This window comes from Staphylococcus microti (assembly GCF_000934465.1).
In the GTDB taxonomy this organism is placed as follows: Bacteria; Bacillota; Bacilli; order Staphylococcales; family Staphylococcaceae; genus Staphylococcus; species Staphylococcus microti.
In genome coordinates this window covers 40,288-64,474 of record NZ_JXWY01000036.1, presented here as the reverse complement: position 1 = coordinate 64,474, position 24,187 = coordinate 40,288, and the positions used below count along the sequence as shown (strand labels likewise).

Below are 24,187 nucleotides of genomic sequence, written 5' to 3'. Positions count from 1 at the left end.
TAGCGGTATGAAGCTAAGAGAGGTGGAGTTAGGTGAAAAACAAATTCATGGTTTGTGATGATTGTCAGGCTGTAAATCTTAAAAGTGTCACGAATAAGCTGAAAAAACTTGATCCTGATGCTGAAATAGAGATTGGCTGTCAATCGTATTGTGGACCAGGAAGACGTAAAACTTTCGCATTCGTAAACAACCGTCCACTAGCCGCGCTCACAGAAGACGAATTAATGGAAAAGGTCAAGAAACAACTGCAAAAACCACGCGATCCTGAAGAAGAGGAACGCTTGAGAAAACGCAACGAAGAAAGAAAACGTCGCAAAGAAGAACAAGACCGCAAGTTGAAAGAAAAGCTTGCTAAGCGTAAACAACAATAACAAATTGATATAAATCACAAAAGCCCGTGTTCAATACGAATGCGGGTTTTTTGTATGAATAAATGATGGCATATCGCAACGAATCACATTATCTATGAATAATATCTGTGTGAAATGGGAATAAGTGCAATACATTAAGAAAAAGATAGAAATAAAAGGGATGTTTGCGATGATTACAGTATTATTTGGAGGCGGACGTGAACAATCGAACACCGCCACGTTAACAGAGCAAGTACTAGAAGGACAAGATTATAGATGGATTAACCTAGAAGATGTTGTTGTGTCATCAAGTTCAGAGCAGGCAGAAGATGACGCAAATGGACAAAAAGAATATGAACAAGTGACAGACCAAATATTTGCGAGTGAAGATGTGATCTTAGTGTCACCGGTTTGTTGGTACAGTATTAGCATGACGATGCAACACTTTATTGAACAGTGGTCTGAAGCTTTGGAAGCGTCTCAATATGAGAACTTTAAAGAAAAGCTGTCAGATATTAATTTCCGCCTTATTTTAATCGGCGGAGATAGCCCACGTGTCAAAGCATTACCTTGTGTACAGCAAGTGGATTATAGCTTGCAGTTTTTAGGTGCTCATTTACAAGATTATTTGATTGGTTGTGCGACACAACCGGGGGATATTTTTAAAGACACGTATGCGATGAATGAAGCGGCGCGTTGGAATGAACAATATACGGCAAGCGTTGCGACAAGTGCGAATTAAGCCTTATATGGAGCGGAAGTTGTGGTATAATGAAAGTTATTCTATAGCATATAAGGAGCGAGGAATATGACGTATGAAGTGAGAAGAGCGACACCAGATGATGTCATTGGTATTCGCGATGTTGCAACGAAAGCATGGTATAACACGTACTTGAATATATATGCTGCGCGTACTGTCAATGAACTACTAGCAGCTTCATATAACGAGGCACATTTACTAAAAAGATTGGATGAACAATTGTTTTTAGTGGCGATGGAAGAAGAGACGGTTGTTGGATTTGCGAACTTTATCCAAGGCAGCGAACTTTACTTATCGGCACACTACGTACGTCCACACTCTCAAAATAAAGGGTATGGACGTCTATTGTTAGAGCAAGGGTTAGCTCATTATAAAGGGCAATATGAAGCGGTATACTTAGAAGTTGACACGCACAATGAAAAGGCTGTTGCTTTTTATGAAGGCGAAGGATTTGAAGTCATCCGTACATATGAAACGGTCATGTTTGGCGAAACGATGTCACTTGCATTAATGAAAAAACAATTGGCTTAGTGTCTCATTAAGGAGGAATGTCCATTGACGGAGATAGCGTATGTTGATCGCAAGTTGCCAGAAGAAAAGGTTTTTAAAGATCCGATTCATCGATATATTCACGTGCAAGATCAGCTGATTTGGGATTTGATTAAAACAAAGGAATTCCAGCGTTTAAGACGCATTAAACAACTTGGAACGTTAAATCTTGCCTTTCATACCGCAGAACATAGTCGTTTTGGTCACTCACTCGGTGTCTATGAAATTGTGAGACGCATGATTGATGAGACATTTCGAGGACGACCGGCTTGGAACGATGCAGATCGTCCACTTGCGATGTGTGCGGCACTATTGCACGATTTAGGTCACGGGCCGTTTTCGCATAGTTTTGAGAAAATATTTGGCACAGATCACGAAGTATACACACAAGCGATTATTACGGGAAATACAGAAGTGAATGACGTATTGCGACGTGTATCGCCGTCATTTCCACTTGAAGTAGCGGAAGTGATTAATAAGACACATGAAAATAAACTCGTTATTTCGATGATTTCATCACAAATTGACGCGGATCGAATGGACTATTTACAGCGAGATGCGTATTTTACAGGCGTTTCTTACGGTATGTTTGATATGGAACGGATTTTACGTCTTATGCGCCCATCTCCTGATGAAGTGCTCATTAAAGAGAGTGGGATGCATGCGGTCGAGAGTTTTATTATGAGTCGCTATCAAATGTATTGGCAAGTTTATTTCCACCCTGTGAGCCGTGGTGGAGAAGTTTTACTTAACAATTGTTTTAAACGTGCAAAATATTTGTATGAGCAAGGGTATAAGTTTCAAACAGCACCACGTGATTTTGTGCCATTTTTTGAAAATGATGTCACAATTGAAGCGTATCTTAAGTTAGATGAAACGGACGTTGTGTTTTATTTAAAAGAATGGATGCATGAAAAAGATCCAATTTTAAGTGATTTGGCAAGACGTTTTATTCAAAGAGACTTGTTCAAGCATTTACCGTTTGATGGCAGTTACATTACGCAAACGGAACTTATTGCGCTATTTGAAGATGCAGGCATTGATCCAACATACTACTTTGTCAGTGATTCGATTTCTGATTTACCGTATGATTACGATCGTCCAGGGTCAGATCGTAAGTCGATTCACCTATTAAAACCGAACGGCGATATTCGAGAAATTAGCAGCCAATCACGAATTATTTCGAGCGTGACAGGGATTAAACGCCAAGATTATAAACTTTACTATCCAAAAGAACTGGTTTTGAATATTGAAGATCCAGTGTTGAAAGGTTCGATTATTAACTTGCTCAATGAGCTGAAATAACGATTACGTTGACGCAGTGATTATGAATGGAGGGTTCTCAGTGGCAGAGAAAAAAGGATTTAACTTTAACATCATTAAGAATGATCCGTTAGATGGTCATAAAGGCACGAATATTGGTGCGATTAGTTTAGATAACATTGCACCTGTATTTATCGACATTGATGCGCAAGAAGCGTTTATTGATATTGGTGCGATGCATGCCCGTGCAGACGTAGAAAAAGGTGTCAAGTGGATTACGGATAAAGAGACAGTAGATGTCGAAGGTGCCAAAGCATATTGGTTATGCTGGGTAACGACTGAACGTGGTGCACAAGGGCCTTACTATGCGGGTTTGACAGCAGCCTATTTACTCGTCAATAAACAAATACGTCGTGGGTTCAAAAGCATGCCAGAACATGTCAATATGATGGATAAGTCTATGAAACATAAAGTCATAATTGATCAGATTGGCGATGAGAACAAACGCGTTCTTGCTGAATTTTTACAGAACCATAATGAAGCGATGTGGCGCAATTCAAGTGAAGAATTACGTCAATCATTAGCAGTATAATAGAAGTTACATGCGTGTGTTGATAGCAGGCTGGTATATATGCCAGCGTGCAGATTCACGCTTTTTTTATGATGATTGTATGTTATAATGTCTTGTATTATTTATCAAAGTAAGGTGGCTACCGCTGTGGAACAACAGGTAACAATTCAAACACATCAAGTTGTAAAGCAAGGCGATACGAAGCAACGATACACACATAAAACACAAGGTGTCCGTGTACAAAAAAATGCCGAGTTTATCCGTTATGATGAGACAGTTGAAGGCTCCGTCGTCAATGTGACAGTTAAAATCACAGATGACGGTGTTAAAATTATTCGCAAAGGCGATGTACATATGACATTGCATTTGTTAGAAGGTCAGACAACATCGTCGTATTATCATATTCCAGAAGGCAAAATGGTGTTTACAGTGGAGACATTGCGCATCTTACATTTTGTTTCAGAGACAGGCGGTAAACTGAAAGCACATTATAAATTATATCAAGGTGATGATCCAGTCGGCACCTATCAATACGAATTGACATATGAGGAGTGTTAAGATGAATATTATTGATCAAGTGAAACAGACATTAATTGAAGAAATTGAAAAAAGTATTAAAAAAGCAGAACTAGCTGATACAGTTCCGCATATTAAAGTAGAAATTCCAAAAGACACACAAAATGGCGATTACGCAACAAACATTGCGATGGTGTTAACGAAAATTGCGAAACGTAATCCTCGTGAGATTGCGCAACTCATTGTTGAAAACTTAGATACAGAAGCGGCACACGTTCAAAAAGTAGATATTGCAGGTCCGGGTTTCATCAATTTCTATTTAGACCCAAGTTATTTACATGTTGTGATTGATGATGTTTTGAAAAAAGATACACAATATGGACGTGTAGACACACCAAAAAATGAAAAAGTATTAATCGAGTATGTCTCTGCGAACCCAACAGGGGATTTACACATTGGTCATGCACGTAATGCGGCTGTTGGTGATACGATGAGTAATATTATGGATGCAGCAGGTTATGATGTGACACGTGAATACTATATTAACGATGCAGGTAACCAAATTACGAACTTAGCAAAATCAATTGAAGCACGTTATTGGCAAAGTTTAGGTAAAGAGATGGCAATGCCTGAAGATGGCTACCATGGTAAAGACATTGTAGGGATTGGTGAAGACTTAGCGACAACGCGTCCAGAACTTCAAGACATGTCTGATAGCGAACGTATTGAAGTGTTCCGCAAGCTAGGTGTGGACTATGAAATGCGCAAGTTACGTCAAGATTTGGCAGATTTTAACACGCATTTTGACAATTGGTTTAGTGAAACAAGCTTGTATGAAAAAGGTGACATTCAAGCAGTTCTTGAAAAAATGACAGAACTTGGCTATACGTATGAAAAAGATGGCGCAACATGGTTACGTACGACGGACTTTAAAGATGATAAAGACCGTGTACTGATTAAACAAGACGGAACTTACACGTATTTCTTACCAGATATTGCGTATCATTATGATAAAATCCAACGTGGCAATGACAAATTAATCAATTTATTCGGTGCGGATCATCACGGATATATTAATCGTTTGAAAGCGTCTCTTGAGACATTTGGTGTTGATAGCGATCGTTTAGAAATTCAAATTATGCAACTCGTACGCTTAATGCAAGATGGCGTTGAAGTGAAGATGAGTAAACGTACGGGTAACGCGATTACATTGCGTGAAATTATGGACGAAGTGGGCGTTGATGCTGCACGTTACTTCTTAACAATGCGTAGTCCAGATACACATTTCGACTTTGATATGGAACTTGCTAAAACACAATCACAAGATAACCCTGTATACTATGCACAATATGCACATGCACGTATTTGTTCAATCTTACGTCAAGCTGCAGAGCAAGGCTATGAAGTGGCAGCAGGTAGTGATTATAGCGCGATTACACATGACAAAGCGATTGAATTGTTGAAGAAAGTAGCAGAGTTTGAAATAGTCATTGAAGGGGCAGCGGAAGCGAGAGCGCCACATAGAATAACGAATTACATCCAAGATCTTGCCGCGCATTTCCATAAATTCTACAATGCTGAGAAAGTTTTAACAGATGATGTCGCTAAAACAAAAGCACATTTAGCATTGATTGACGCAGTTCGTATTACATTACGCAATGCATTGCGCCTTGTAGGTGTATCAGCTCCTGAAAGCATGTAATAACAAGGCGTTAAGGGCTCGGACATAGTCAAATAGATCACTAACTAAAAATATAAAAAATGGTAGTAGGTGTCTGAAGGGGATGGGATTGAAGGCATTTGTACTTTGGGAACCGCTAAATGGTGTCCCAGAGGTAGGATTCTCGACAGAATGACCACGATTCCGGCAAAATTTGGGAGCACTACAGAAATCTTATGCATAAGCATTGATTTCGTCGTAGTGCCAATAAGGTTAATCGAAATTATAGGGAGTACACTGAAATCCTAAACGCTTTTATCCCAACCTCTTGTAGATACTTTTTCCGGGGGATACAATGACGCACTTTTTGTGTCGCTCCTAAGTAGAGGTGTAGAAAATGAAATTAAAGCATATCGTGTTGCTGATGCTAATGGCACTTGTCTTAGCAGGATGTAACTTTCAAGCAAGTCAGTCAGACGAAGATGGAAAGTCAACGGGAAAAGCACCTAAACGTATTATTTCTTTAATGCCAAGTAATACAGAAATTTTGTATGAACTGGGTCTTGGAGATAAAGTGATTGGTGTTTCAACAGTTGATGACTATCCAAAAGAAGTGAAAGATAAAGCGCAGTTTGACGCAATGAATTTAAATAAAGAAGCGTTGATTAAAGCGCAACCGGACTTGATTTTGGCACATGAAACACAGCGTGCGTCACAAGGGAAAGTACTTGAAAGCTTGCAGAAGAGCGGCATTAAAGTTGTTTACGTTGAAGATGCCAAATCTATCGCGCAAATGTATAAGACTTTCATGCAAGTTGGTGAAGTGACAGGTAAAGAGAAAGAAGCACAAGCACTTGTTAAAGAAACGAAAGCCAATATTCAAAAAGTGATTGATGCGATTCCAAATAAAAAAGCGAATCCAAAAGTGTTCATTGAAATTGCATCGGAGCCTGAAATTTATACAGCAGGTAAAGATACATTTATGAATGATATGTTACGTCAGTTGAAAGCAGACAATGTTTTCGCTGATCAAGCGGATTGGCCAAAAGTGGATAAAGAACAGATTATTAAAAAGAATCCAGATGTCATGATTGCAACGTCTGGTGTGACAACAGCAGATTATCAACAAGCAGTGGCACAGCGTGGTGGTTTTGATGACGTAACAGCTGTCAAAAAAGAACGCATCAAAGCGTTGAATGATGATTTATTGTCACGTCCAGGACCGCGTTTAGATGACGGCATGAAAAAGTTGAGAGATGCCATTTATGAATAAGCGTAAATGGAGAGGCTTCATAACCTTGAGTGTATGGAGCCTTTTTTTAATAGCTGTTGTTTGTTATGCCCTATGGAGTCAGCTTGATTGGGGAAGTTCACTGACACGAACATTAATATGGCAAGTGCGTTTACCACGTGTATTACTTGCGTTGCTCGCAGGTATGGGATTAACGATTGCTGGACAAATGTATCAGCTAATTTTAAACAATCCATTGGCAGATAGCTTTACACTTGGATTAGCAAATGGTGCAACTGTGGGGGCAGCCCTTGCTATTTTTCTTGGCATGTCTTTCATATGGATTGCCCCGTTAGCCATATTTTTTGGACTGATGACACTTGTTGTCGTAATGATTGTGGCACAATTATTAACGTCCGGTTATCCGACGAAATCATTAATATTAGCTGGTATTATGATTGGTGCATTATTAAATGCGGTGCTGTATTTGCTCGTACAATTCAATCCCACGCGGTTACAAAACATAATGGGCTATTTATTCGGTGGCTTTTCGTCCGCAGAATACCGAGAAGTGTTATATGTTTTCATAATGCTTATGATAGTCATCGCAAGCTTATTGCTACTTGCACCGCGTATTAAGCTGTTACAATTGAATACCTTCTCAAGTGCGGCGTTAGGGGTACACGTGCAACGTTTATCGCTAGCTGTTTTAGGACTCGCAACAATACTTGCGACCGTCATTATTGGTTATGTAGGCGTGATTGGCTTTATCGGTATGGTCGTCCCACAGTTTGTGCAGCGTATTGTGCAAGGGTCGCTCGTCTATAAAATGATGTTGAACTTGCTTATTGGCGGTACGGTGATGGTTTTAGCAGACGTGCTTGGCGCGCAGTTACTCGCACCGATTCAATTACCAGCGAGTATCGTGCTTGCATTGTTAGGTATCCCTATGATGTTTTATTTGATGATGATTGAAAGCCGTCGCATGATTGATTAGTATATAAATATAGGAATTTGAAAAGAAAGCAATGAGGTTAACAAATGGATGTTTCACAGATTAAAGCAATTATCTTTGACTTAGAAGGTACATTATTAGACCGTGAAAAATCACGTGAGAAGTTTATTGAAGAACAGTATGAACGTTTCCATGATTATTTTGTACGTGTGCAATTTGCAGATTATCGCAAAAAGTTTATAGAGTTAGACGATGATGAGGATCATGATAAGCCGGATTTATATAAAGAAATGATCAAGCAATTTAATATTGATCGACTAAGTTGGAAAGATTTATTTCGCGACTTTGAAATGCACTTTTATCGCTACGTCTTTCCGTTTCATGATACACATTACACGTTGAAAAAACTTCACAATGCAGGGTATAAGATTGGTGTAATCGCCAATGGAAAATCTAAAATCAAACAACATCGTGTCTATGCGCTCGGTATTGAAGATTATGTGAATCATCTGTCGACATCCGAAACAGTAGGATTCCGTAAGCCACATCCACGCATTTATGAAGATATTGTGGAAAAGTTAGAAGTGACACCACAAGAGGTATTATATGTTGGAGATGATGCGCTTAATGATGTCGCACCCGCACATGCGATGGAAATGGTCAGCGTCTGGTATCGCCATGAGCATCATGATGCCGACCTCGCACCACTTGCTTCGGAAATGGACTATGAAATTACATCATTAGAACAACTGCTAGAGATATTGCACATACCTAAGGAGGTAGAATCAAATGGAACTTTTTAGAACTTCCGATGGGACAGCTATTAACTATCGTTCGATGGGGGCAGGCTATCCGATCGTCATGATTCATTCAGTGTATATGAATCATACAGTATTTGAAGAAATCGCACAGCGTTTATCAAGATATTTTCAAGTTATTATGATTGATTTACGTGGGCATGGCTATTCAGACAAACCATTAAAAATTAACTTTAATCAATTTAGCCAAGATATTAAAGAAGTGATGGATTATTTGTATATTGAAAGTGCAACAGTCATCGCGAATGAATTAGGCAGCTCAGTAGCATTAGATCTTGCAGCACGCCATCCGGAAATGGTGAAAGAGTTAATCTTAGTAAATCCAACAGTACAAGACGATATGTTACCGCATGATCGCTTATTTAGAAAATACGCAGCTGAAATTCGTACGTGGGATAAGCGTGAACAAGAAGCATTTTTAGAAAAACATCTGTATTACTCACATAGAAAAGTACGCAAGTTTTTAAAAAATGTAAATGATTCGGCATCACTATTGACGGATTATGAAGCATCAGCCGTTGATAACGCCTTTCTACATACGAATGTGGCATTGCTGTTGCCGAGTATTGAAGTACGCACACTTGTCATCTCAGGTCAAGCGAATAAACGTGTCACACCATTTGAAGCGAAAGATGTTGCGGATGAAATGCCTAATGCGACATTCTCTTTATTTAAGCGTTCAGGTGTTTACCCATTTGTAGAAGAAAAAGATCACTTTCTTAAAACGGTTAAAAACTTTATGCATAAGACGACACATCATATGGATTTGTAACGCTTTTGTAATCTTACTGTTATCATTTTGACATTTACGTTATACTGGGCATAGCAGGTAAATAAACAGCACTAAAAAAGGAGTGTGTGTTTTATGAAGAAATACTTGTCTATCATCATGATGTTGAGCATTGTTTTGACATGTATCAGCGTTACACCTGTTCAAGCAGCAACGGGCAACACGATAGAATCTGTCAAAGCACTACAAACAGGTGATCAAACATTAGAAGGTGTGGAAGTCGGCCAGCGTATGAAAGATGTGATTCGTACAAAAGGCAAAGGCATTCATACAATGGCAGCATACGGAAATGAACAGTATTATGAGTATCATACAGATGAAGGCTTATTGCGTATTACAGCAAACAATGATAAGCCAACAGCGAAAGTCACGCGTGTTTCAATGAGTTATAATGAGTTGACAGGACCAACGTATCAAAGTGTGCAGAAGCAAGTACATGATACAGCGGTGCAACGTGCACATTATAACGATGTTACAGGGAATACAGGCTATATCGCAGACGGTAAAGTATCTTATCAATTTGCAACACCACATCCGAAAGATAAGCAGCTGAAGTTGTATCGCATTGACTTAGAAGCATAACTTTGGACGTGAGAAACCACAGTATATAAGAGACAGAGGTTGAGTGAAATCGGCTTACTGTCTCTTTCGTGATGTTAAATGTAATGGTAACAGCTATGTCAAAGCGCTGTACCATTCCTCTTCTTGTGGATTTATGAACAATACTAGACGGAGGAACATAATGAGGGAAAATGATCGTGAACTATTGGAACGTGTAGAAAGCTTTTTGACGAATAAAGGTGTCACACCTCATGTAATTGGAGATGTGAAGGAAAACTTGCGTAAAGATATTCAGAAGTCTGAACAGCAGAATATTGACTATATCGCTTATCGTCAAAAGTCGCCTGCCGAGCTTGTGCTGACCATTCAAAAGAACTTGTTTATTATGCACTTTAATCCGGTTGTCTTTTTTATTATTAATTTTATATTAATTGCCTACCTTTATAATAAACAGCTGGTGCCTTTTGGTGCAGTGACAGGCTTGTTTTTAGTCTACGCAATCGTTGTCTTGCCATTATCAATCGTCATATATTGGCGTATTAAGCATAAAAGTTATTTATATCATAATAAGTCTGAACGTTACTTAGGTGTGCTACTCGCATTAGGTGCGTTAATACTTATTTTAATGCACTCATTCGACATTACATTAGGTATTCACGTTGTTACACCATATGCACATCTGTTTGTTGCAATGGTTGGACTTGTGATTACAGTCATCGGTTTGTATCGTCGTCACTTTGAAAATACCGGCATTGGCTTACTTTTATTACAAAAGACGATTGATATACTTGTACCAGACGTACAAATAGCACAATATATTTCAATTGCGCTATGGATTATGTTGCTCGTGATGATTATTATTTATACGATTGAATTATCATCAAATAATGGCAGAGGCTAGTAATACATAAAGCCATATATTGAAAGGTGTAGATCTTTCAATATATGGCTTTTGTTGTTTTAATTTGGCTTAATATTCGATTCTTTAATTTTTGCGTTCACTTGTTCTAACAACGTGTCGATTTTTTGACGTTGTTGGTCATCTACTAAAATCAGAACCGTTCTTTCATCATGTTCGTTACGTCGTTTATTAAAGTAACCATCTTGAGAAAGGTTTTTCACTGCTTTCACAACTTGTGGTTGCTTATAGTTCAAATTGTTAATAATGTCCTTCAAGAAATATTCAGATTCAACTTTATGGCTCAAATGCGTTAAAACTGCAAATTCTTCAAAAGTCATATGAAACTCTTTTTTTATCATACTTTTTAATTTGTCAGCATATGTTACCATGGATAAAAGTTCGAAACAATTTTTAATTTTTGATACTGTCATTGCAATAGCCTCCTAGATAATACATGGGTAATAATGCTTCACTTATACAATCGAGTACGCCCATAATATGTTACTTGGGACAGGTATGTCATTTTGAAAAAGGTTTGATTTGCCTCCCTAAGCAAAGGTGAAAAGAAGTCAAAAACTAGTAAGGCCAATTGTTGATTCAGTCACCTACTGTTACGCATTTTAGTAACAGTAAACCGTTATGTCCCAGGCTACAAATTATAGCAAACTTATATTGCTCATATCATAAAATCATATAAAACTTAAAATATCATTGATATATTAGTAATTTTTGAATACAAATATAAATAAATCTTAAATTTATAATGCTTATGATGGATGATGTCCGGTAAAAAAATCTGTTATTTCGAGTATTATATATGGATGTAAGAAAATGTGCTTATTACGAAGGAGTTGTGATTCTAGTAGCATTAGATGACAGGTCTATATGACTTATTCGCATCATGGCAAACAGTCATATCCATTCAAGCATATTTATATGTGGTTTTAATAACAATAAGAAACATGCACGATAAAAGACCAAGTGAAATGGGTGCATAGTTACTTGATTTTTAATGCTGTTTCATTAGGGTTACGGACAACTTTTTCTCCAGCAAATATCCCGCTTTTAATTATAAGTTGCCCATTTATTTTATCATAATTTATTATACGTTTAACATATTTCCCATTTTTATGAACTACAACATAATTTTTGTGCAATAAAATATCAGAAGGTAATTGTATTTCAGGATGACCTAAATAGATTGTAAAATGACTGCCTATCGGGTAATTTTTATCGGTCTGAATGACCGCGCGATAAGGTGTATTTTGCTTGCTGGAAATAGAGTCGGAAACAGGCGGTAATATAGTAGTGATGTGCCCTGTGACGTTTTCATGTGTTGTTGTCTGAACTAAATTTACTGTTTTCTGATCACGCAATTTAACAAAAATAGCCTCAGGCAAATCTGTAATAATATGTTGCGTTTTTGATTGTATTTCTAATATTATTGAATCTTTTTTGGAAGGTACAAGTTCATGCAAACGCACGATTCCTTGAACAGGTGTTTGCATCGTTGTATAGAGCTCTGACTTTAGTTTGACGAGGTCACGGAGGTATTCGTAAGCTTGTTCAGTCGTATGAATTTGTGTGGAAAGATGCGATAATGCGTTGATTTCGGGGATTTTAAGCGGGTTATAGTAGGTGAGCAGTGGTGTTTCTTTAGTAACGTATTGTCCGTCTTTAACATGAATTTCGTGTATTTGCCCATACTGTGGTTGAAAAGTGAGCGGATAGTAATAGTCAGATTGCACAATGCCAGTTGTTTGATACGGAAAAGTCAAGTGTGCTTCAATCGTTTGAATATCAGTATGTTGCTTTGTGTAATGGCTATAATAAAGGATGCTAATCAGTGCCACACATACAGATATAGCGATGAGTGACAAGTATATTTTAGTCTTGTTCGTCATAATAGACACCTCTTTGGGATGGAGTAGTGCCCTTATTATACAAATGACGTTTGAAGATGCAAGTTAGGAAAAATGAGCATTTTAACCTAGAAAAGCAACAACTATTGAAGTTTAGGAAGATTATTCAACATAAAAGGGGACTAGGGTAAGATAGGTTTTTAGCCCCTTCCTACGTCTAGTCCCAATCTTAAAATATGCTAATGGCCGAATTGAATCAAACAAATTGCGAGCAAAATAACTATTAATCCTACAATACGTTGTTTACTGATTGTACGTGGTGTAATGCCGAGTAGACCGAAGTGATCGATAACAAGACTTGTGATGATTTGTCCTAACATTACGGCGATTAATGTATAAGTGACGCCCATGTAGGCGGTGAGTATAATAGTCGTTGTTACGAATAATACACCGAGTAAGCCACCGATAAAATACCACCAGCGCAATGGCCCGTATTGTTTATGTGAACGTAATACGTGAAAACGGCGATGTATGCATGCTGTGATAATAAGAAGTGTGACGGCGCCTATAGTAAATGAGATGAGCGCTGCAAAAACAGGTGAACCGACTGTTTGACCCAATGCGCTATTAATTGCCGCTTGGATAGGTGGCGCAAAGCCGAAAACTAAGCCGAGTAGGAGCCAAGGCACGATGTTTTGTGACGACTGCTTAATCAAAGTTTGACGTCGTTGAATATTCATTAAAGCAATGCCGATGAAAAGCAGTATCAGACCGATTCCTTTAATGGCTGTGAACGGTTGAGGTGTAACATGAAAATAACCAAAAGTATCAATAAAGCACCCCATGATGAGTTGTCCAGCTATTGTTGTGACAACTGTGAGTGAAGCGCCGACGCGTGGGAGTAATAATAGATTACCAGTCAAAAAGAGTACGCCCATCACACCACCGACGAACCATGTGTAATCAAGTGTGTAAGTCGAGAGCGTATGTAATGATAAATAATGTGGATGTTGAATCAATGTGAGTATGACTAAACCTAATGTGCCCACTACAAATGAAATCGCTGAGGCATAAAAGGCGGATTGTGTATAATGACTGAGTCTCGTGTTAATAGAAGTTTGAACTGGAACGACTGCGCCAGCAACTAAACCTAATAATAAGAGTGAGATAAGCATAAATGTTACTTCCTTTTAGTGTTTTCATAAGCTATGATTATTATAATACAGTTTATTCAAAAGTATGGGAAGAAATGGTCTTGAGATAAAGTAGAGACATTGATATGCTGTGAGCAGTCATCATGATTAAGCAATCGCAAGTAATTCAAATAATGTGGAATAGATGTGAAAAGCCAAGCGTAATCGGCTAATTATGTGTAGGGAATAAAAGTGTGGTGATAAAAATGGCTCAACATGAAATTGTTCGTGTATTGGATGAACATATGTTTTTTGTGAATGTTAAAAATGCGTCTGAACTTGGCGTTGGACAATATGTAGAAGTATTAAATACATCAAAAGCATATAAAACATTGTCGAGAGTAGTAGAAGTGTATGACAAATACGCCATTTGTGAGAAATTAGGTAGGCGTAAAGTCTTTTATGGCGATGAAGTACGCTTTAGACCAAGATATGCATAATAAGCAACAAAAAAGCAGCGATGCACGAATGAGATGTGCATCGCTGCTTTTGCCTTTAAAAGAGAACTGTGACGGTTTTATCAATGATTTGTGCTGTTTTAACTTGTGTTGCTTGTTGTTGAGCGGTTGATAAAATATTAAGTTTTAGTATTTTTTCTGCTTGCGCGGCGACGAGTTCTTTTGTGACAGCTTGTTTAATGTTTGGCAATGAGAGACGAATCGGTTTCTGTTGTGCAGTATCAAAAGTAATGTCTAATGTTTTTGAGTTCATTAAAATCAGCTCCTTTATACGTTGATCATCGACGTCTTTACGACTTCAATTTGGTCATAGTGTTCCCCAGTTAAAACTTCAATCATTGCAGCAAAAGTGCGAAAATCTTCAGTGCTTGCGTCCGGATTTAAATTGTTGATTTTACGTGATGTCTTTACCGTCTTACCGTCCTGTGTCGTTGTGCTTTGCGTCAAAATAATTGCGACATTTTTAATTGTCATGGCTGTTGCCTCCTTTCACTCTATATATCGATATGACGGATATAAAAGGGACAGGTCATTATAAAAATTTTTTCTGAATACATGTAAACGGATACGTCGTTGTTATATAGGAGTTTGTTGTATTTTGTCACTTAAAATGATAGCGGATACAAAAAGTTGATTAAGTTAAAAGTCTTTCATGTTACTTAAATATCATTTAGTATTATATAAGGAACATATTGAGCGAGGTGATTAAAATGAATTGTGTCGATCCCATCAAGTGTCATGAAGATATTCAAAGCATGTACAAGTTGTTGAAAACACAATCTGAACGTGATTATTTATTGTTTAAATTTGCGATTCATACGGGTATTAAATTGAATGAACTACTTAATTTAACGGTTATGGATATTTTTACGGATAACGATGAAGTGATTGGCTATTGGGAAATGTCAGTTGACCAAGAAATCCATGTCATCTTGCCAGAAACATTACGTCAAGAGTTACAAGCGTATATTGCATCTGAGTCGTTGGCGCCAACCGATTTGTTATTTCAGTCGAAAAAAACAAAAAAGGGGCTGAGTCGTCAACAAGCTTATCGCATTATGCATACAGCTGCCGATGAAGTCGGTATTCCTCATGTTGGTTTGACGACTTTACGCAAAACATTTGCTTATCATACATATCATTCGGGCGTACCCATTTCAATTATTCAAAAGTATTTAGGACACCAAACTGCGCAAGAAACACTGAAGTTTATCGGTGAACAGCAAAAGCATGCGTATATGAAGATTGCGCTTAATTTATAAATGAAGAAGGAGGCATAGCTATGTTGGTTGGTTTACTCATCACATTACTGATTGTGATGACCCTTTTAATCATCATGATGAAATGGCATACGAAGCGGTTACCAGGTTATGTTGCATTACTTGCACCACTTATCGCTTCAAGTGTGTTTATCTATCACATTCCTAAAGTTTTAAACAATCATGTCGTGACAGAGACGTATCGTTGGTTGCCGGCATATGATATTAATTTAGTACTACGATTAGATGGTTTGAGTTTATTTTTTGCATTGCTCATTTCACTTATTGGTGTTGCGGTATTCTTCTATGCGACACAATATCTATCTTACGAACACGATAACTTACCTCGATTTTTTACGTATCTCGTTTTATTTATGTTCAGTATGATTGGGATTGTACTATCAAACAATACAATTATTTTATATGTCTTTTGGGAGTTAACGAGTGTATCATCATTTTTACTCATTAGTTATTGGTACGATCGCTCGGAAAGTCAACAAGGTGCGATGACATCATTTATGGTTACTGTATTCGGTGGATTGGCGATGTTTGTCGGCTTTATTATGTTGTATGTAATGACCGGGACGAATACGATTACGAAACAAATCGCATTGCGTGAAGAGATTGCAACACACCCACTCTTTATACCAATGGTCGTGATGTTATTACTAGGTGCCTTTACGAAGTCAGCACAATGGCCGTTCCATTTTTGGTTGCCGAAAGCGATGGCAGCACCGACACCTGTCAGTGCATATCTTCACTCTGCCACAATGGTTAAAGCAGGGATTTTCCTATTATTGCGCTTTACACCGATTTTAGGGTACAGCGACTTTTATACGTATAGTGTGACATCTGTCGGACTGATTACGATGATTTACGGGTCTTACACGGCGATACGCCAAGTCGATTTGAAAGGAATTTTGGCGTATTCAACAATTAGTCAACTCGGTATGATCATGTCAATGGTTGGACTGGGTGGTGGTATTGCCAAAGCAACGGATAGTGTCATGCTTGAAGCATATGCCTACATTTTATTTGCGGCGATTTTCCATTTGTTTAACCATGCGTTATTTAAAGCGACGCTCTTTATGGGAGTAGGTTTGATTGATCACGAAACGGGCACACGTGATATTCGTTATTTAGGTGGTTTACGCCGATACTTACCATTAACGATGATTGCGATGTTTGCAGCGTCGCTTTCTATGGCAGGTGTACCGCTATTAAATGGTTTTATTAGTAAAGAAATGTTTTTTGAAGGATTGATTCATGCGTATGAACTGAGCGCATTTAACAAGGTTGCAACGGTGATTATCGCGGCAGTCGGTTTTATCGCAAGTATTTTTACGTTTATTTATGCATTGAATATGATCAAAGTGACGTTCTTTGGTGAATTGCGTATTCAAAAACATATCCATGAGCCAAAGCTGTTTATTTTACCAGCGGCTATTTTAGCAATATTGTTGCCGCTCGTATTTATCGTACCGAATTGGATTGGCACGCACATTATTGAACCAGCATTTTCAAGTGTTGTAGCAAGTTCTGAAGCGGTGTCACATGCCCCGCATCTTTCTGCATGGCATGGCGTTAATGTACCGCTTATGATGAGTCTTGCCATCATTGTAGTAGGCAGCGTGATTGTTTTACGTGTCAACTTGCTGAAATATGTGATCCACCAAGAGCAAAAGTGGACGTTGCCTAATATTTTAGGACAAACGTACGAATCTATTGAAACATATTCAGGCTTAGGTTTGCGTACACTGATGAATAACCGATTGAACTATTATATTATCGTGACATTTGTTATTTATTTCGTCATTAATGTATACGGATTTTATCGCGTTGGCGTACCTGAACTGTATCAAATTGAAGTGACGGATTATCACATTTTCCATGTGCTTTTACTTGTGACGATTATTTTAATTGGATTCGCATTGATTTTTATTCGCCAACGCTTAACGATGGTTATTTTAACAGGTGGGATTGGCTATACCGTTGCCTTATTCTTCATCTTAATGCGCGCCCCTGATTTGGCGCTTACGCAACTCGTTACAGAAACGATTACGACAGTACTTTTTATTGTGAGTTTTTCGAGATTGCCAAATATTCCACGTGGACAATTCAACATGCGACGTGAATCAGTGAAAATTATTGTGTCGCTTATGACGGCATTTACTGTAGTCGGTTTAGTCTTTATGATTCAACAAGCAGATGCGTTAGAGACGATTTCTGTGTTTTATCATGACGCTTATGAAAAATCGGGCGGTAAAAATATTGTGAATGCGATTCTTGGAGATTTCCGAGCGCTCGATACGATGTTAGAAGGGCTTGTGCTTATTATTGCCGGATTCGGTATTTACACGTTATTAAACTATAAAGATAGGAGAGGTCAAGATGAAAGAGAATGATTTAGTGTTAAAGACTGTGACACGTCTCGTCGTGTTCATTATTTTAACGTTTGGCTTCTACCTTTTCTTTGCCGGTCATAACAATCCGGGCGGTGGCTTTATTGCAGGTTTAGTTATTAGCTCAGCATTTATTTTGATGTTTTTAGCATATGATGTGGATAAAGTGTTAGAAGCTTTGCCAATAGACTTCCGTTTGCTGTCGATTACAGGTGCTTTTGTATCATTAAGTACAGCAATTGCACCCGTATTCTTCGGTAAAAACTTTCTATACCAAACAGACTGGTATGTCGACTTTCCATATTTTGGACAAGTGCATTTATCGACGATTACCGCTTTTGAATTTGGTATTTTACTCGTCGTTGTCGGCGTTGTCGTAACAACAATTCTATCATTGAGTGGAGGGAGATCATGAATATTATTTTACTTATTGTTATCGGCTTCTTAGTATTCATCGGTACGTATATGGTACTCTCTCGAAACTTAATTCGTATTGTGATTGGTATCGCCATTTACACGTATGCAGGTAATTTAATTGTGATGAGTATGGGCGAGTATACTTTAGATAAGAAAGAGCCACTTATTGTATCTGGCTATGAAAACTATGTGGATCCACTGTTACAAGCGATTGTATTAACCGCTATTGTGATTGGCTTTGCGATTACCGCTTTCTTACTTGTTCTTGTTTACCGTACATTCAAAGTAACGAAAGAGCATGAAATAGATTTATTAACGAGAGGTGACGATGATGAATGATAACTTACTAGCATTATTATTCCTATTACCTCTTGTTGGGGCATTGCTTGTCGGGATATTCAACAAACAAGTGAAGCTTGCACGACGTCTTTCGTTATTTGTATTGTTCGCAGGATTTGTCGTGTCACTGTATATGCTCATATATGTGATGCGTCATAAACCTGTCGTGTTAGACTTCTCAGGCTGGCCAGCACCTTTTGGTATTCAATATGTCGGCGATGCGCTCAGTTTATTATTAGTGACAACGACTTTCTTCGTCGTATGGTCTATCGTCATGTTCGGCTTCGGTCGAGGAGAAAAACGTGCCAGTCGCTATTACTTACCATCCTTTATCCTGTATCTCACAACAGGTGTAATTGGTTCGTTTTTAACATCAGATTTGTTCAACCTTTATGTCATGTTTGAAATTATGTTACTCGCATCATTCGTGCTTGTCACATTAGGACAATCTGTTGAGCAGTTGCGTGCCAGTATCGTTTACGTTGTATTAAACGTCATCGGTTCATGGATTTTCCTCGTCGGAATTAGTTTGTTGTATCGTCAAATTGGGACGTTGAACTTCACGCATTTGGCGGTTCGTATTCAAGAGATGGACGATCCAACCGCAATTCATCTCGTTGCCATGTCCTTTGTCGTTGCATTCGGCTCTAAAGCAGCACTCGTGTTATTTATGTGGCTGCCAAAAGCATATGCGGTTCTAAACACCGAGTTAGCCGCGTTATTTGCATCATTGATGACGAAAGTAGGCGCTTATGCGTTGATACGTTTCTTTACACTTATCTTTAACCAAAGTGGTGATGTCGTAGAGCCACTGCTTGTCGTGATGGCATGTATTACGATGGTTATCGGTGCAGTCGGAACAATCGCCTTCAAAGATATTAAAAAGATTGCTGCATATCAAGTCATCTTGTCCATTGGATTTGTCGTCTTTGGACTTGGTACAAACACAGTAGACGGGATTAACGGTGCGATTTTCTATTTAATGAACGATATGATTGTAAAAGCACTGTTGTTCTTAGTTGTAGGGATTATCGTTTATACGACGGGGTATCGTCAATATCGTTATTTGAAAGGTTTAGCGAAAAAGGAACCGTGGCTCGGTGTTGCGTTCGTCGTTGTGACACTTGCTATTGGTGGAGTGCCACCGTTTAGTGGATTTCCCGGGAAATTATTAATTTTCCTCGGTGCCGTAGAACATCAACATTATGTGGGCTTAAGTTTTATGATCGTAACAAGCTTAATCGGTATGTTCAGTCTGTTCCGCATTTTCTTCCATATGTACACAGGGAATGAAGCAAAAGGTGCGGTTATTGACTATAAACCTATCAAACCGGTACGTAAACATATCATTATGTTTTTAACAACCGTGACATTGTTGTTAGGTTTAATGGCACCTGTCGTCATTCAAGTAACAGATTTAGCAACAAAAATGAATATGGATGTTAACATATATGAAAAAATGGTGAATCCAGATTTTCGAGGGGGTCATTAGATGAGACAAGTTGGTTTGAATATGATGATTGCCATTCTATGGGTATTGTTTCAAGATGAGGACGCCTTTCGCTTTCCAACGTTTGTTGCCGGCTATTTAATTGGTCTGATTGTTATTTATTTATTGCATAAATTTTTCGACCAAGAATTTTACCCTAAAAAAATCTGGGTGTCGTTTAAGTTTTTAATGATTTATCTTTATCAGCTGATGACGTCAACGATTTCAATTGCGAATTATGTGCTGTTTCGCACACATAAAATGTCGCCGGGACTTGTTCGCTATCAGACGAAGTTAGAATCCGATTGGGCGATTACTTTCTTAACGATTATGATTATTATCACACCCGGTTCAACAATTATAAGAGTCAATCGAGATCCTAATTTGTTTTTAATTCATGCGATTGATTTATCAGAGAAAGAGCGTAAAAGTTTATTGAAAAGTATCAAACAATATGAAGCACTTATTTTGGAGGTGACGAAATGATTTCAGTATGGACACAGTTTTTCTTATCAGGCGCATTAATCTTATTTGCGGTGTCTTTAGTTGTTGCATTGTTTCGTCTTATTAAAGGGCCAACGACGGCAGATCGTGTCGTTGCCTTTGACGCAATCAGTGCGATCGTCATGTCTATCGTAGGTGTGTTGAGTTTGTTATTCGGAACGTTCTCATTCTTGGATTCGGTTTTACTTATTGCGATTATTTCGTTTCTCAGTTCTATAACGATTTCTCGCTTTATCGAAGGGGGGAACGTGTTTAATGGCAACAATAAACGAAATCATTAAACTTCTCGCAGCAATTATGGTATTTGCAGGTGGCATCGTAGCATTGATTAGTGCAATCGGTGTTGTACGATTCAAAGACGTTTTTCTACGCATTCATGCAGCAACAAAAGCATCTACCGCAGCGGTCATGTTAACGTTAGTAGGCGTATTTATTTACTTCATCTTTGCGCAAGGGTATGTCAGTGTACGTACATTACTTGCTTTAGTGTTTATTAACATAACATCACCAGTAGGGGGACACCTTGTCTCACGTGCAGCTTATCGTACAGGTGCATACATGTATCAGAAAGAGGCACATACGAACGATGCAGACTTGAATGCAGATGATGAAATGGATGAACAACGCAAACGTCAAATACGTATTGAAAAGCGTGCAAAACGACGTAAAAAAATCTATTCCCGATTGGGTTAAAATATACAACATAAAAGCAGCACATGTCATATGCTCGTGACGTGTGCTGCTTTTGTCTATCTTATTGGTTGTTTTGAACCATACTTTGATGAATGGTATCAATATTGCTTTCCATCATTTTATAGTATGAGTCGCCATCGCTACCTTTTTTACCGATAGAATCTGTATAGACAGTACCAAAGATTTTTGCGTCTGTTTCTTCGCCGAGACTCTTCATACTTTTATCACTAACACTTGTTTCAAGTAGCAAGTTAGAGATATGATGTTGTTTAACGAAATCAATGGCCTGTTTCATTTGTTGTGGTGTGCCTTGGTTTTCCGTGTTAATTTCCCAAATGTAACCAGGTGTAATGTCGTATTGTTGTGCGAAATATTTGAATGCACCTTCACTTGTAATCATGACACGTTGTGCTTTAGGAATATCTTGGAATTTATTGTGGCTCTTTTCACTGAGTTGTTCTAATTTTTGAATGTATGCATCGCCTTGCTTCATATAATCTTTTTTATGTGCATCATCTGCTTTAATAAGTGCTTCTTGAATGTTTTTGGCATATTGCACACCATTTTTAATGCTTAACCATGCGTGTGGATCAATCATATCATCAGAGTGACCACCTTGCTTCAAGTAGATGGGTTTAACTGATTTTGTAGCACGTACGACAGATTTGTCATCAAGTGATTTGTCTGCTTGTTTCAATGCTTTTTCAAACCAGCCATTCCCACTTTCTAAATTGAAACCGTTGTAAACAACAACGTCTGCATCTGTTAAAGCTTGGACATCTTTTGGTTTAATTTCGTATTCGTGAGGATCTTGACCGACTGGCACAATGCTGTGTACTTCTGCTTTGTCACCTGCGATATTTTGAACCATATCACCGAGAATTGAGTTTGTTGTCACAACCTTTAATTTGTCGTGAGAACCATTGTTGTTAAAACTACATGCCGTTAAGACGAGCATGAGTACGAGTAGGGTAAGTATACGTTTAATCATATTGTTTGATACGCTCCTTTATGTTGAGATTGAAAGTATTTTGCGATGATGAAAGTGACTGCGTACAACAATGTTGCGATGAGTACAATCACTGCACCACTTGGTAAATTAAATTTAAAACTTAAATAGATGCCTAACGTGGCACTGATAACACTGAAAATACTAGAAGTCAGCATCATCGTGGATAGCTTATGTGTAATTAAATAGGCTGTTGATGCCGGTGTAATGAGCAACGCGACAACTAAGATAACGCCGACTGTTTGTACACTTGCGACAATGACGAGTGCTAACAGTAGCATAACGAAATAATGTAACACTGTTGTATTGAGGCCACTCATGCGACTGAACATGGGGTCGAGCGTTGATATTTTGAGTGGGCGATACAAAATAATAATAAGGCCCACAACAATCGTGCTGACGACCAATGTCGTATAAAAAGCAGATTGTGTAATCGCCAAAATATTACCGAATAAAATGTGGTAAAGATCAGTTGCACTATGAATCATACTGATTAGAATAATCCCAGATGCTAAAAATGCGGTAAATGTAATACCGATGGCAGCATCTTTTTTTGTTTTCGATGCATCTGAAATATAGCCAATGAGTATGCTGCTCAACATTCCAGTAATCAATGCGCCGATAAACATTGGAATATGGAATAAAAATGAGAGTGCAACACCCGGTAATACTGCATGACTCATCGCATCACCCATTAGAGACAACCCGCGCAATATAATAATACAGCCAACGACACCACATACAATGCCGACGAGTACAGCAGTTAACATGGCGCGAGATAAAAATTGGTACTCAAAGAGATGTTGGATGAACTGCACGGTGAACAACCTCCTTTCTCGGTTGTGACGAATCATTTGATTGAGACAGCGTATGTTTGCTTAAAAATACGGATTCAATATGTTCGGGTTTTAATGCTTCAGCACTATCACCAAAAAATTGAATGGATTGGTTTAATAGTAAGATGCGATCAAAATACTGTGCAGCTGTTGCTAAATCATGATGCACAATAAGGATGAGCTTGCCATTTGCTTTGAGTGCTTCTAATTTTTCAAGAATAATCGCTTCACTTTTGAAATCAATGCCGACAAATGGTTCGTCAAGTAAGTAGACACTGCTGTCAGACATGAGTGCTCGTGCAATATAAACACGTTGAAGTTGTCCGCCACTTAAAGCGTTGAGTGAACGTTTCCGCAAATCAAAAAGTGATAATTCACGTAAAATGTTATCGCGTCGTTGCTTCATCGCTTTAGGAATGCGTTTAAACCATCCTGTATCTTGATAACAACCTGATAGTACTAAATCTTCCACATTAATCGGGAATTCTAAATCAAGCAGTGACTTTTGTGGAATATATGTAATATCTGTTAAACATTGCTTAATCGGTTGATCGTTAAGTGTGATCGTTCCGTTTGCAGGGAGTTCGCCAATCAATGACTTAATAAGTGAAGACTTACCGCAACCGTTCGGCCCCATAATACCAATCATTTCTCCATGAAGTGGCAAGTCTAAAGTAATATCTTTAAGGATATGTTTACGACCTAAATATAATTCTAAATCTTTAATAGATAGCATTTTAACACCTTCTTACTAAATTTTTAGGTTACCCTAACTATTTTATATTATATACTGAATATTAC

At 38.2% G+C, this 24,187-nt stretch carries 30 protein-coding genes; 22 read left to right on the top strand and 8 right to left on the bottom strand.

The features are described from left to right. Window positions 1-32 precede the first annotated feature (32 nt). The 13 genes from TP70_RS06300 to TP70_RS06240 all read left to right on the top strand — a co-directional run bounded on the left by TP70_RS06300 (window position 33) and on the right by TP70_RS06240 (window position 10,925). Entirely contained in the window at window positions 33-371 is a 339-nt protein-coding gene (locus TP70_RS06300; RefSeq protein ID WP_044360401.1) for a YuzB family protein, read from the top strand. Between the two features lie 169 nt (window positions 372-540). Continuing rightward, window positions 541-1,092 carry an NAD(P)H-dependent oxidoreductase gene (locus tag TP70_RS06295; RefSeq protein WP_044360399.1) on the top strand — a complete coding sequence of 184 codons (552 nt, stop codon included), beginning with the start codon at window positions 541-543 and terminating at the stop codon, window positions 1,090-1,092. A 66-nt stretch (window positions 1,093-1,158) separates the two neighbouring features. Beyond that, the gene (locus TP70_RS06290; RefSeq protein WP_044360397.1) at window positions 1,159-1,641 is read left to right on the top strand and encodes a GNAT family N-acetyltransferase; all 483 of its coding nucleotides are present in this window, start codon (window positions 1,159-1,161) and stop codon (window positions 1,639-1,641) included. Between the two features lie 24 nt (window positions 1,642-1,665). Continuing rightward, window positions 1,666-2,964: an HD domain-containing protein gene (locus tag TP70_RS06285; protein ID WP_044360395.1), complete on the top strand. Its 1,299-nt coding sequence runs from the start codon at window positions 1,666-1,668 to the stop codon at window positions 2,962-2,964. Between the two features lie 22 nt (window positions 2,965-2,986). Next, entirely contained in the window at window positions 2,987-3,514 is a 528-nt protein-coding gene (locus TP70_RS06280; RefSeq protein WP_169743609.1) for a YwhD family protein, read from the top strand. A 126-nt stretch (window positions 3,515-3,640) separates the two neighbouring features. Then, window positions 3,641-4,051 (top strand): YwiB family protein, encoded by a 411-nt coding sequence (locus tag TP70_RS06275; protein WP_044360392.1) that lies wholly within the window; start codon window positions 3,641-3,643, stop codon window positions 4,049-4,051. A 1-nt stretch (window position 4,052) separates the two neighbouring features. Beyond that, a complete protein-coding gene (gene argS, locus TP70_RS06270; RefSeq protein WP_044360391.1) occupies window positions 4,053-5,711 on the top strand; it encodes an arginine--tRNA ligase in 1,659 nt (552 codons plus the stop codon). Between the two features lie 355 nt (window positions 5,712-6,066). Further along, window positions 6,067-6,942, top strand: a complete 876-nt coding sequence (locus tag TP70_RS06265; RefSeq protein ID WP_044360390.1) for an ABC transporter substrate-binding protein — start codon at window positions 6,067-6,069, stop codon at window positions 6,940-6,942. A gap of 25 nt (window positions 6,943-6,967) precedes the next feature. Continuing rightward, window positions 6,968-7,897, top strand: coding sequence for a FecCD family ABC transporter permease (locus tag TP70_RS06260; RefSeq protein WP_338091861.1), 930 nt, complete (start codon window positions 6,968-6,970; stop codon window positions 7,895-7,897). A 44-nt stretch (window positions 7,898-7,941) separates the two neighbouring features. Continuing rightward, complete coding sequence (locus TP70_RS06255) at window positions 7,942-8,658, top strand: HAD family hydrolase (RefSeq protein ID WP_044360387.1); 717 nt, start codon at window positions 7,942-7,944, stop codon at window positions 8,656-8,658. Beyond that, window positions 8,645-9,445 carry an alpha/beta fold hydrolase gene (locus TP70_RS06250; protein WP_044360385.1) on the top strand — a complete coding sequence of 267 codons (801 nt, stop codon included), beginning with the start codon at window positions 8,645-8,647 and terminating at the stop codon, window positions 9,443-9,445. The genes TP70_RS06255 and TP70_RS06250 overlap by 14 nt, the downstream gene beginning before the upstream one ends. 93 nt (window positions 9,446-9,538) lie before the next feature. Beyond that, entirely contained in the window at window positions 9,539-10,045 is a 507-nt protein-coding gene (locus TP70_RS06245; RefSeq protein ID WP_044360384.1) for an SA0570 family protein, read from the top strand. 160 nt (window positions 10,046-10,205) lie between these two features. Continuing rightward, window positions 10,206-10,925 carry a hypothetical protein gene (locus TP70_RS06240; RefSeq protein WP_044360382.1) on the top strand — a complete coding sequence of 240 codons (720 nt, stop codon included), beginning with the start codon at window positions 10,206-10,208 and terminating at the stop codon, window positions 10,923-10,925. A gap of 59 nt (window positions 10,926-10,984) precedes the next feature. Here TP70_RS06240 and sarA read toward each other — a convergent pair whose 3' ends face one another. The 3 genes from sarA to TP70_RS06225 all read right to left on the bottom strand — a co-directional run bounded on the left by sarA (window position 10,985) and on the right by TP70_RS06225 (window position 13,962). Further along, window positions 10,985-11,356, bottom strand: a complete 372-nt coding sequence (gene sarA / locus TP70_RS06235) for a global transcriptional regulator SarA (RefSeq protein ID WP_044360381.1) — start codon at window positions 11,354-11,356, stop codon at window positions 10,985-10,987. A 567-nt stretch (window positions 11,357-11,923) separates the two neighbouring features. Further along, window positions 11,924-12,829 carry an efflux RND transporter periplasmic adaptor subunit gene (locus TP70_RS06230; protein ID WP_044360380.1) on the bottom strand — a complete coding sequence of 302 codons (906 nt, stop codon included), beginning with the start codon at window positions 12,827-12,829 and terminating at the stop codon, window positions 11,924-11,926. Window positions 12,830-13,026: 197 nt separating this feature from the next. Continuing rightward, window positions 13,027-13,962 carry a DMT family transporter gene (locus TP70_RS06225; protein WP_044360379.1) on the bottom strand — a complete coding sequence of 312 codons (936 nt, stop codon included), beginning with the start codon at window positions 13,960-13,962 and terminating at the stop codon, window positions 13,027-13,029. A gap of 224 nt (window positions 13,963-14,186) precedes the next feature. Between TP70_RS06225 and TP70_RS06220 the strand changes: the two genes are divergently transcribed. Continuing rightward, on the top strand, window positions 14,187-14,420 hold the full coding sequence (locus TP70_RS06220; protein ID WP_044360377.1) for a hypothetical protein: 234 nt from the start codon (window positions 14,187-14,189) through the stop codon (window positions 14,418-14,420). 55 nt (window positions 14,421-14,475) lie between these two features. Here TP70_RS06220 and TP70_RS06215 read toward each other — a convergent pair whose 3' ends face one another. Together TP70_RS06215 and sroA are read right to left on the bottom strand one after the other, a co-directional pair. Then, window positions 14,476-14,691, bottom strand: coding sequence for a DUF2922 domain-containing protein (locus TP70_RS06215; RefSeq protein WP_044360375.1), 216 nt, complete (start codon window positions 14,689-14,691; stop codon window positions 14,476-14,478). Between the two features lie 14 nt (window positions 14,692-14,705). Continuing rightward, window positions 14,706-14,912, bottom strand: a complete 207-nt coding sequence (gene sroA / locus TP70_RS06210; protein WP_044360373.1) for a sigS mRNA-stabilizing protein SroA — start codon at window positions 14,910-14,912, stop codon at window positions 14,706-14,708. Between the two features lie 236 nt (window positions 14,913-15,148). On the opposite strand from sroA, the gene TP70_RS06205 reads away from it, so the two are divergent. From TP70_RS06205 to TP70_RS06170, 8 genes are read left to right on the top strand one after another with little or no spacing between them, the layout of a single operon-like run. Continuing rightward, window positions 15,149-15,700 (top strand): tyrosine-type recombinase/integrase, encoded by a 552-nt coding sequence (locus tag TP70_RS06205; RefSeq protein ID WP_044360371.1) that lies wholly within the window; start codon window positions 15,149-15,151, stop codon window positions 15,698-15,700. A gap of 20 nt (window positions 15,701-15,720) precedes the next feature. After that, window positions 15,721-18,102 (top strand): DUF4040 family protein, encoded by a 2,382-nt coding sequence (locus tag TP70_RS06200; RefSeq protein ID WP_044360369.1) that lies wholly within the window; start codon window positions 15,721-15,723, stop codon window positions 18,100-18,102. Further along, a complete protein-coding gene (mnhB2, locus tag TP70_RS06195; RefSeq protein WP_044360368.1) occupies window positions 18,089-18,514 on the top strand; it encodes a Na+/H+ antiporter Mnh2 subunit B in 426 nt (141 codons plus the stop codon). The genes TP70_RS06200 and mnhB2 overlap by 14 nt, the downstream gene beginning before the upstream one ends. After that, a complete protein-coding gene (gene mnhC2, locus TP70_RS06190; RefSeq protein ID WP_044360367.1) occupies window positions 18,511-18,855 on the top strand; it encodes a Na+/H+ antiporter Mnh2 subunit C in 345 nt (114 codons plus the stop codon). Before mnhB2 ends, mnhC2 begins: the two co-directional genes overlap by 4 nt. Next, window positions 18,848-20,347: a Na+/H+ antiporter subunit D gene (locus TP70_RS06185; protein ID WP_044360366.1), complete on the top strand. Its 1,500-nt coding sequence runs from the start codon at window positions 18,848-18,850 to the stop codon at window positions 20,345-20,347. The genes mnhC2 and TP70_RS06185 overlap by 8 nt, the downstream gene beginning before the upstream one ends. Beyond that, window positions 20,348-20,830, top strand: coding sequence for a Na+/H+ antiporter subunit E (locus tag TP70_RS06180; RefSeq protein ID WP_044360364.1), 483 nt, complete (start codon window positions 20,348-20,350; stop codon window positions 20,828-20,830). Further along, on the top strand, window positions 20,827-21,129 hold the full coding sequence (locus TP70_RS06175; RefSeq protein ID WP_044360362.1) for a monovalent cation/H+ antiporter complex subunit F: 303 nt from the start codon (window positions 20,827-20,829) through the stop codon (window positions 21,127-21,129). The genes TP70_RS06180 and TP70_RS06175 overlap by 4 nt, the downstream gene beginning before the upstream one ends. Next, window positions 21,104-21,541 (top strand): Na+/H+ antiporter subunit G, encoded by a 438-nt coding sequence (locus TP70_RS06170; protein ID WP_044360360.1) that lies wholly within the window; start codon window positions 21,104-21,106, stop codon window positions 21,539-21,541. The genes TP70_RS06175 and TP70_RS06170 overlap by 26 nt, the downstream gene beginning before the upstream one ends. 61 nt (window positions 21,542-21,602) lie before the next feature. Here TP70_RS06170 and mntC read toward each other — a convergent pair whose 3' ends face one another. Genes mntC through TP70_RS06155 form a run of 3 tightly spaced genes read right to left on the bottom strand, consistent with a single transcriptional unit; the run spans window position 21,603 to window position 24,122 of the window. Then, window positions 21,603-22,532, bottom strand: coding sequence for a manganese ABC transporter substrate-binding lipoprotein MntC (mntC, locus tag TP70_RS06165; RefSeq protein ID WP_044360357.1), 930 nt, complete (start codon window positions 22,530-22,532; stop codon window positions 21,603-21,605). Continuing rightward, the gene (locus tag TP70_RS06160; protein ID WP_411914111.1) at window positions 22,529-23,404 is read right to left on the bottom strand and encodes a metal ABC transporter permease; all 876 of its coding nucleotides are present in this window, start codon (window positions 23,402-23,404) and stop codon (window positions 22,529-22,531) included. The genes mntC and TP70_RS06160 overlap by 4 nt, the downstream gene beginning before the upstream one ends. Continuing rightward, window positions 23,343-24,122, bottom strand: a complete 780-nt coding sequence (locus TP70_RS06155; protein WP_044360354.1) for a metal ABC transporter ATP-binding protein — start codon at window positions 24,120-24,122, stop codon at window positions 23,343-23,345. The genes TP70_RS06160 and TP70_RS06155 overlap by 62 nt, the downstream gene beginning before the upstream one ends. Window positions 24,123-24,187: the final 65 nt, after the last annotated feature.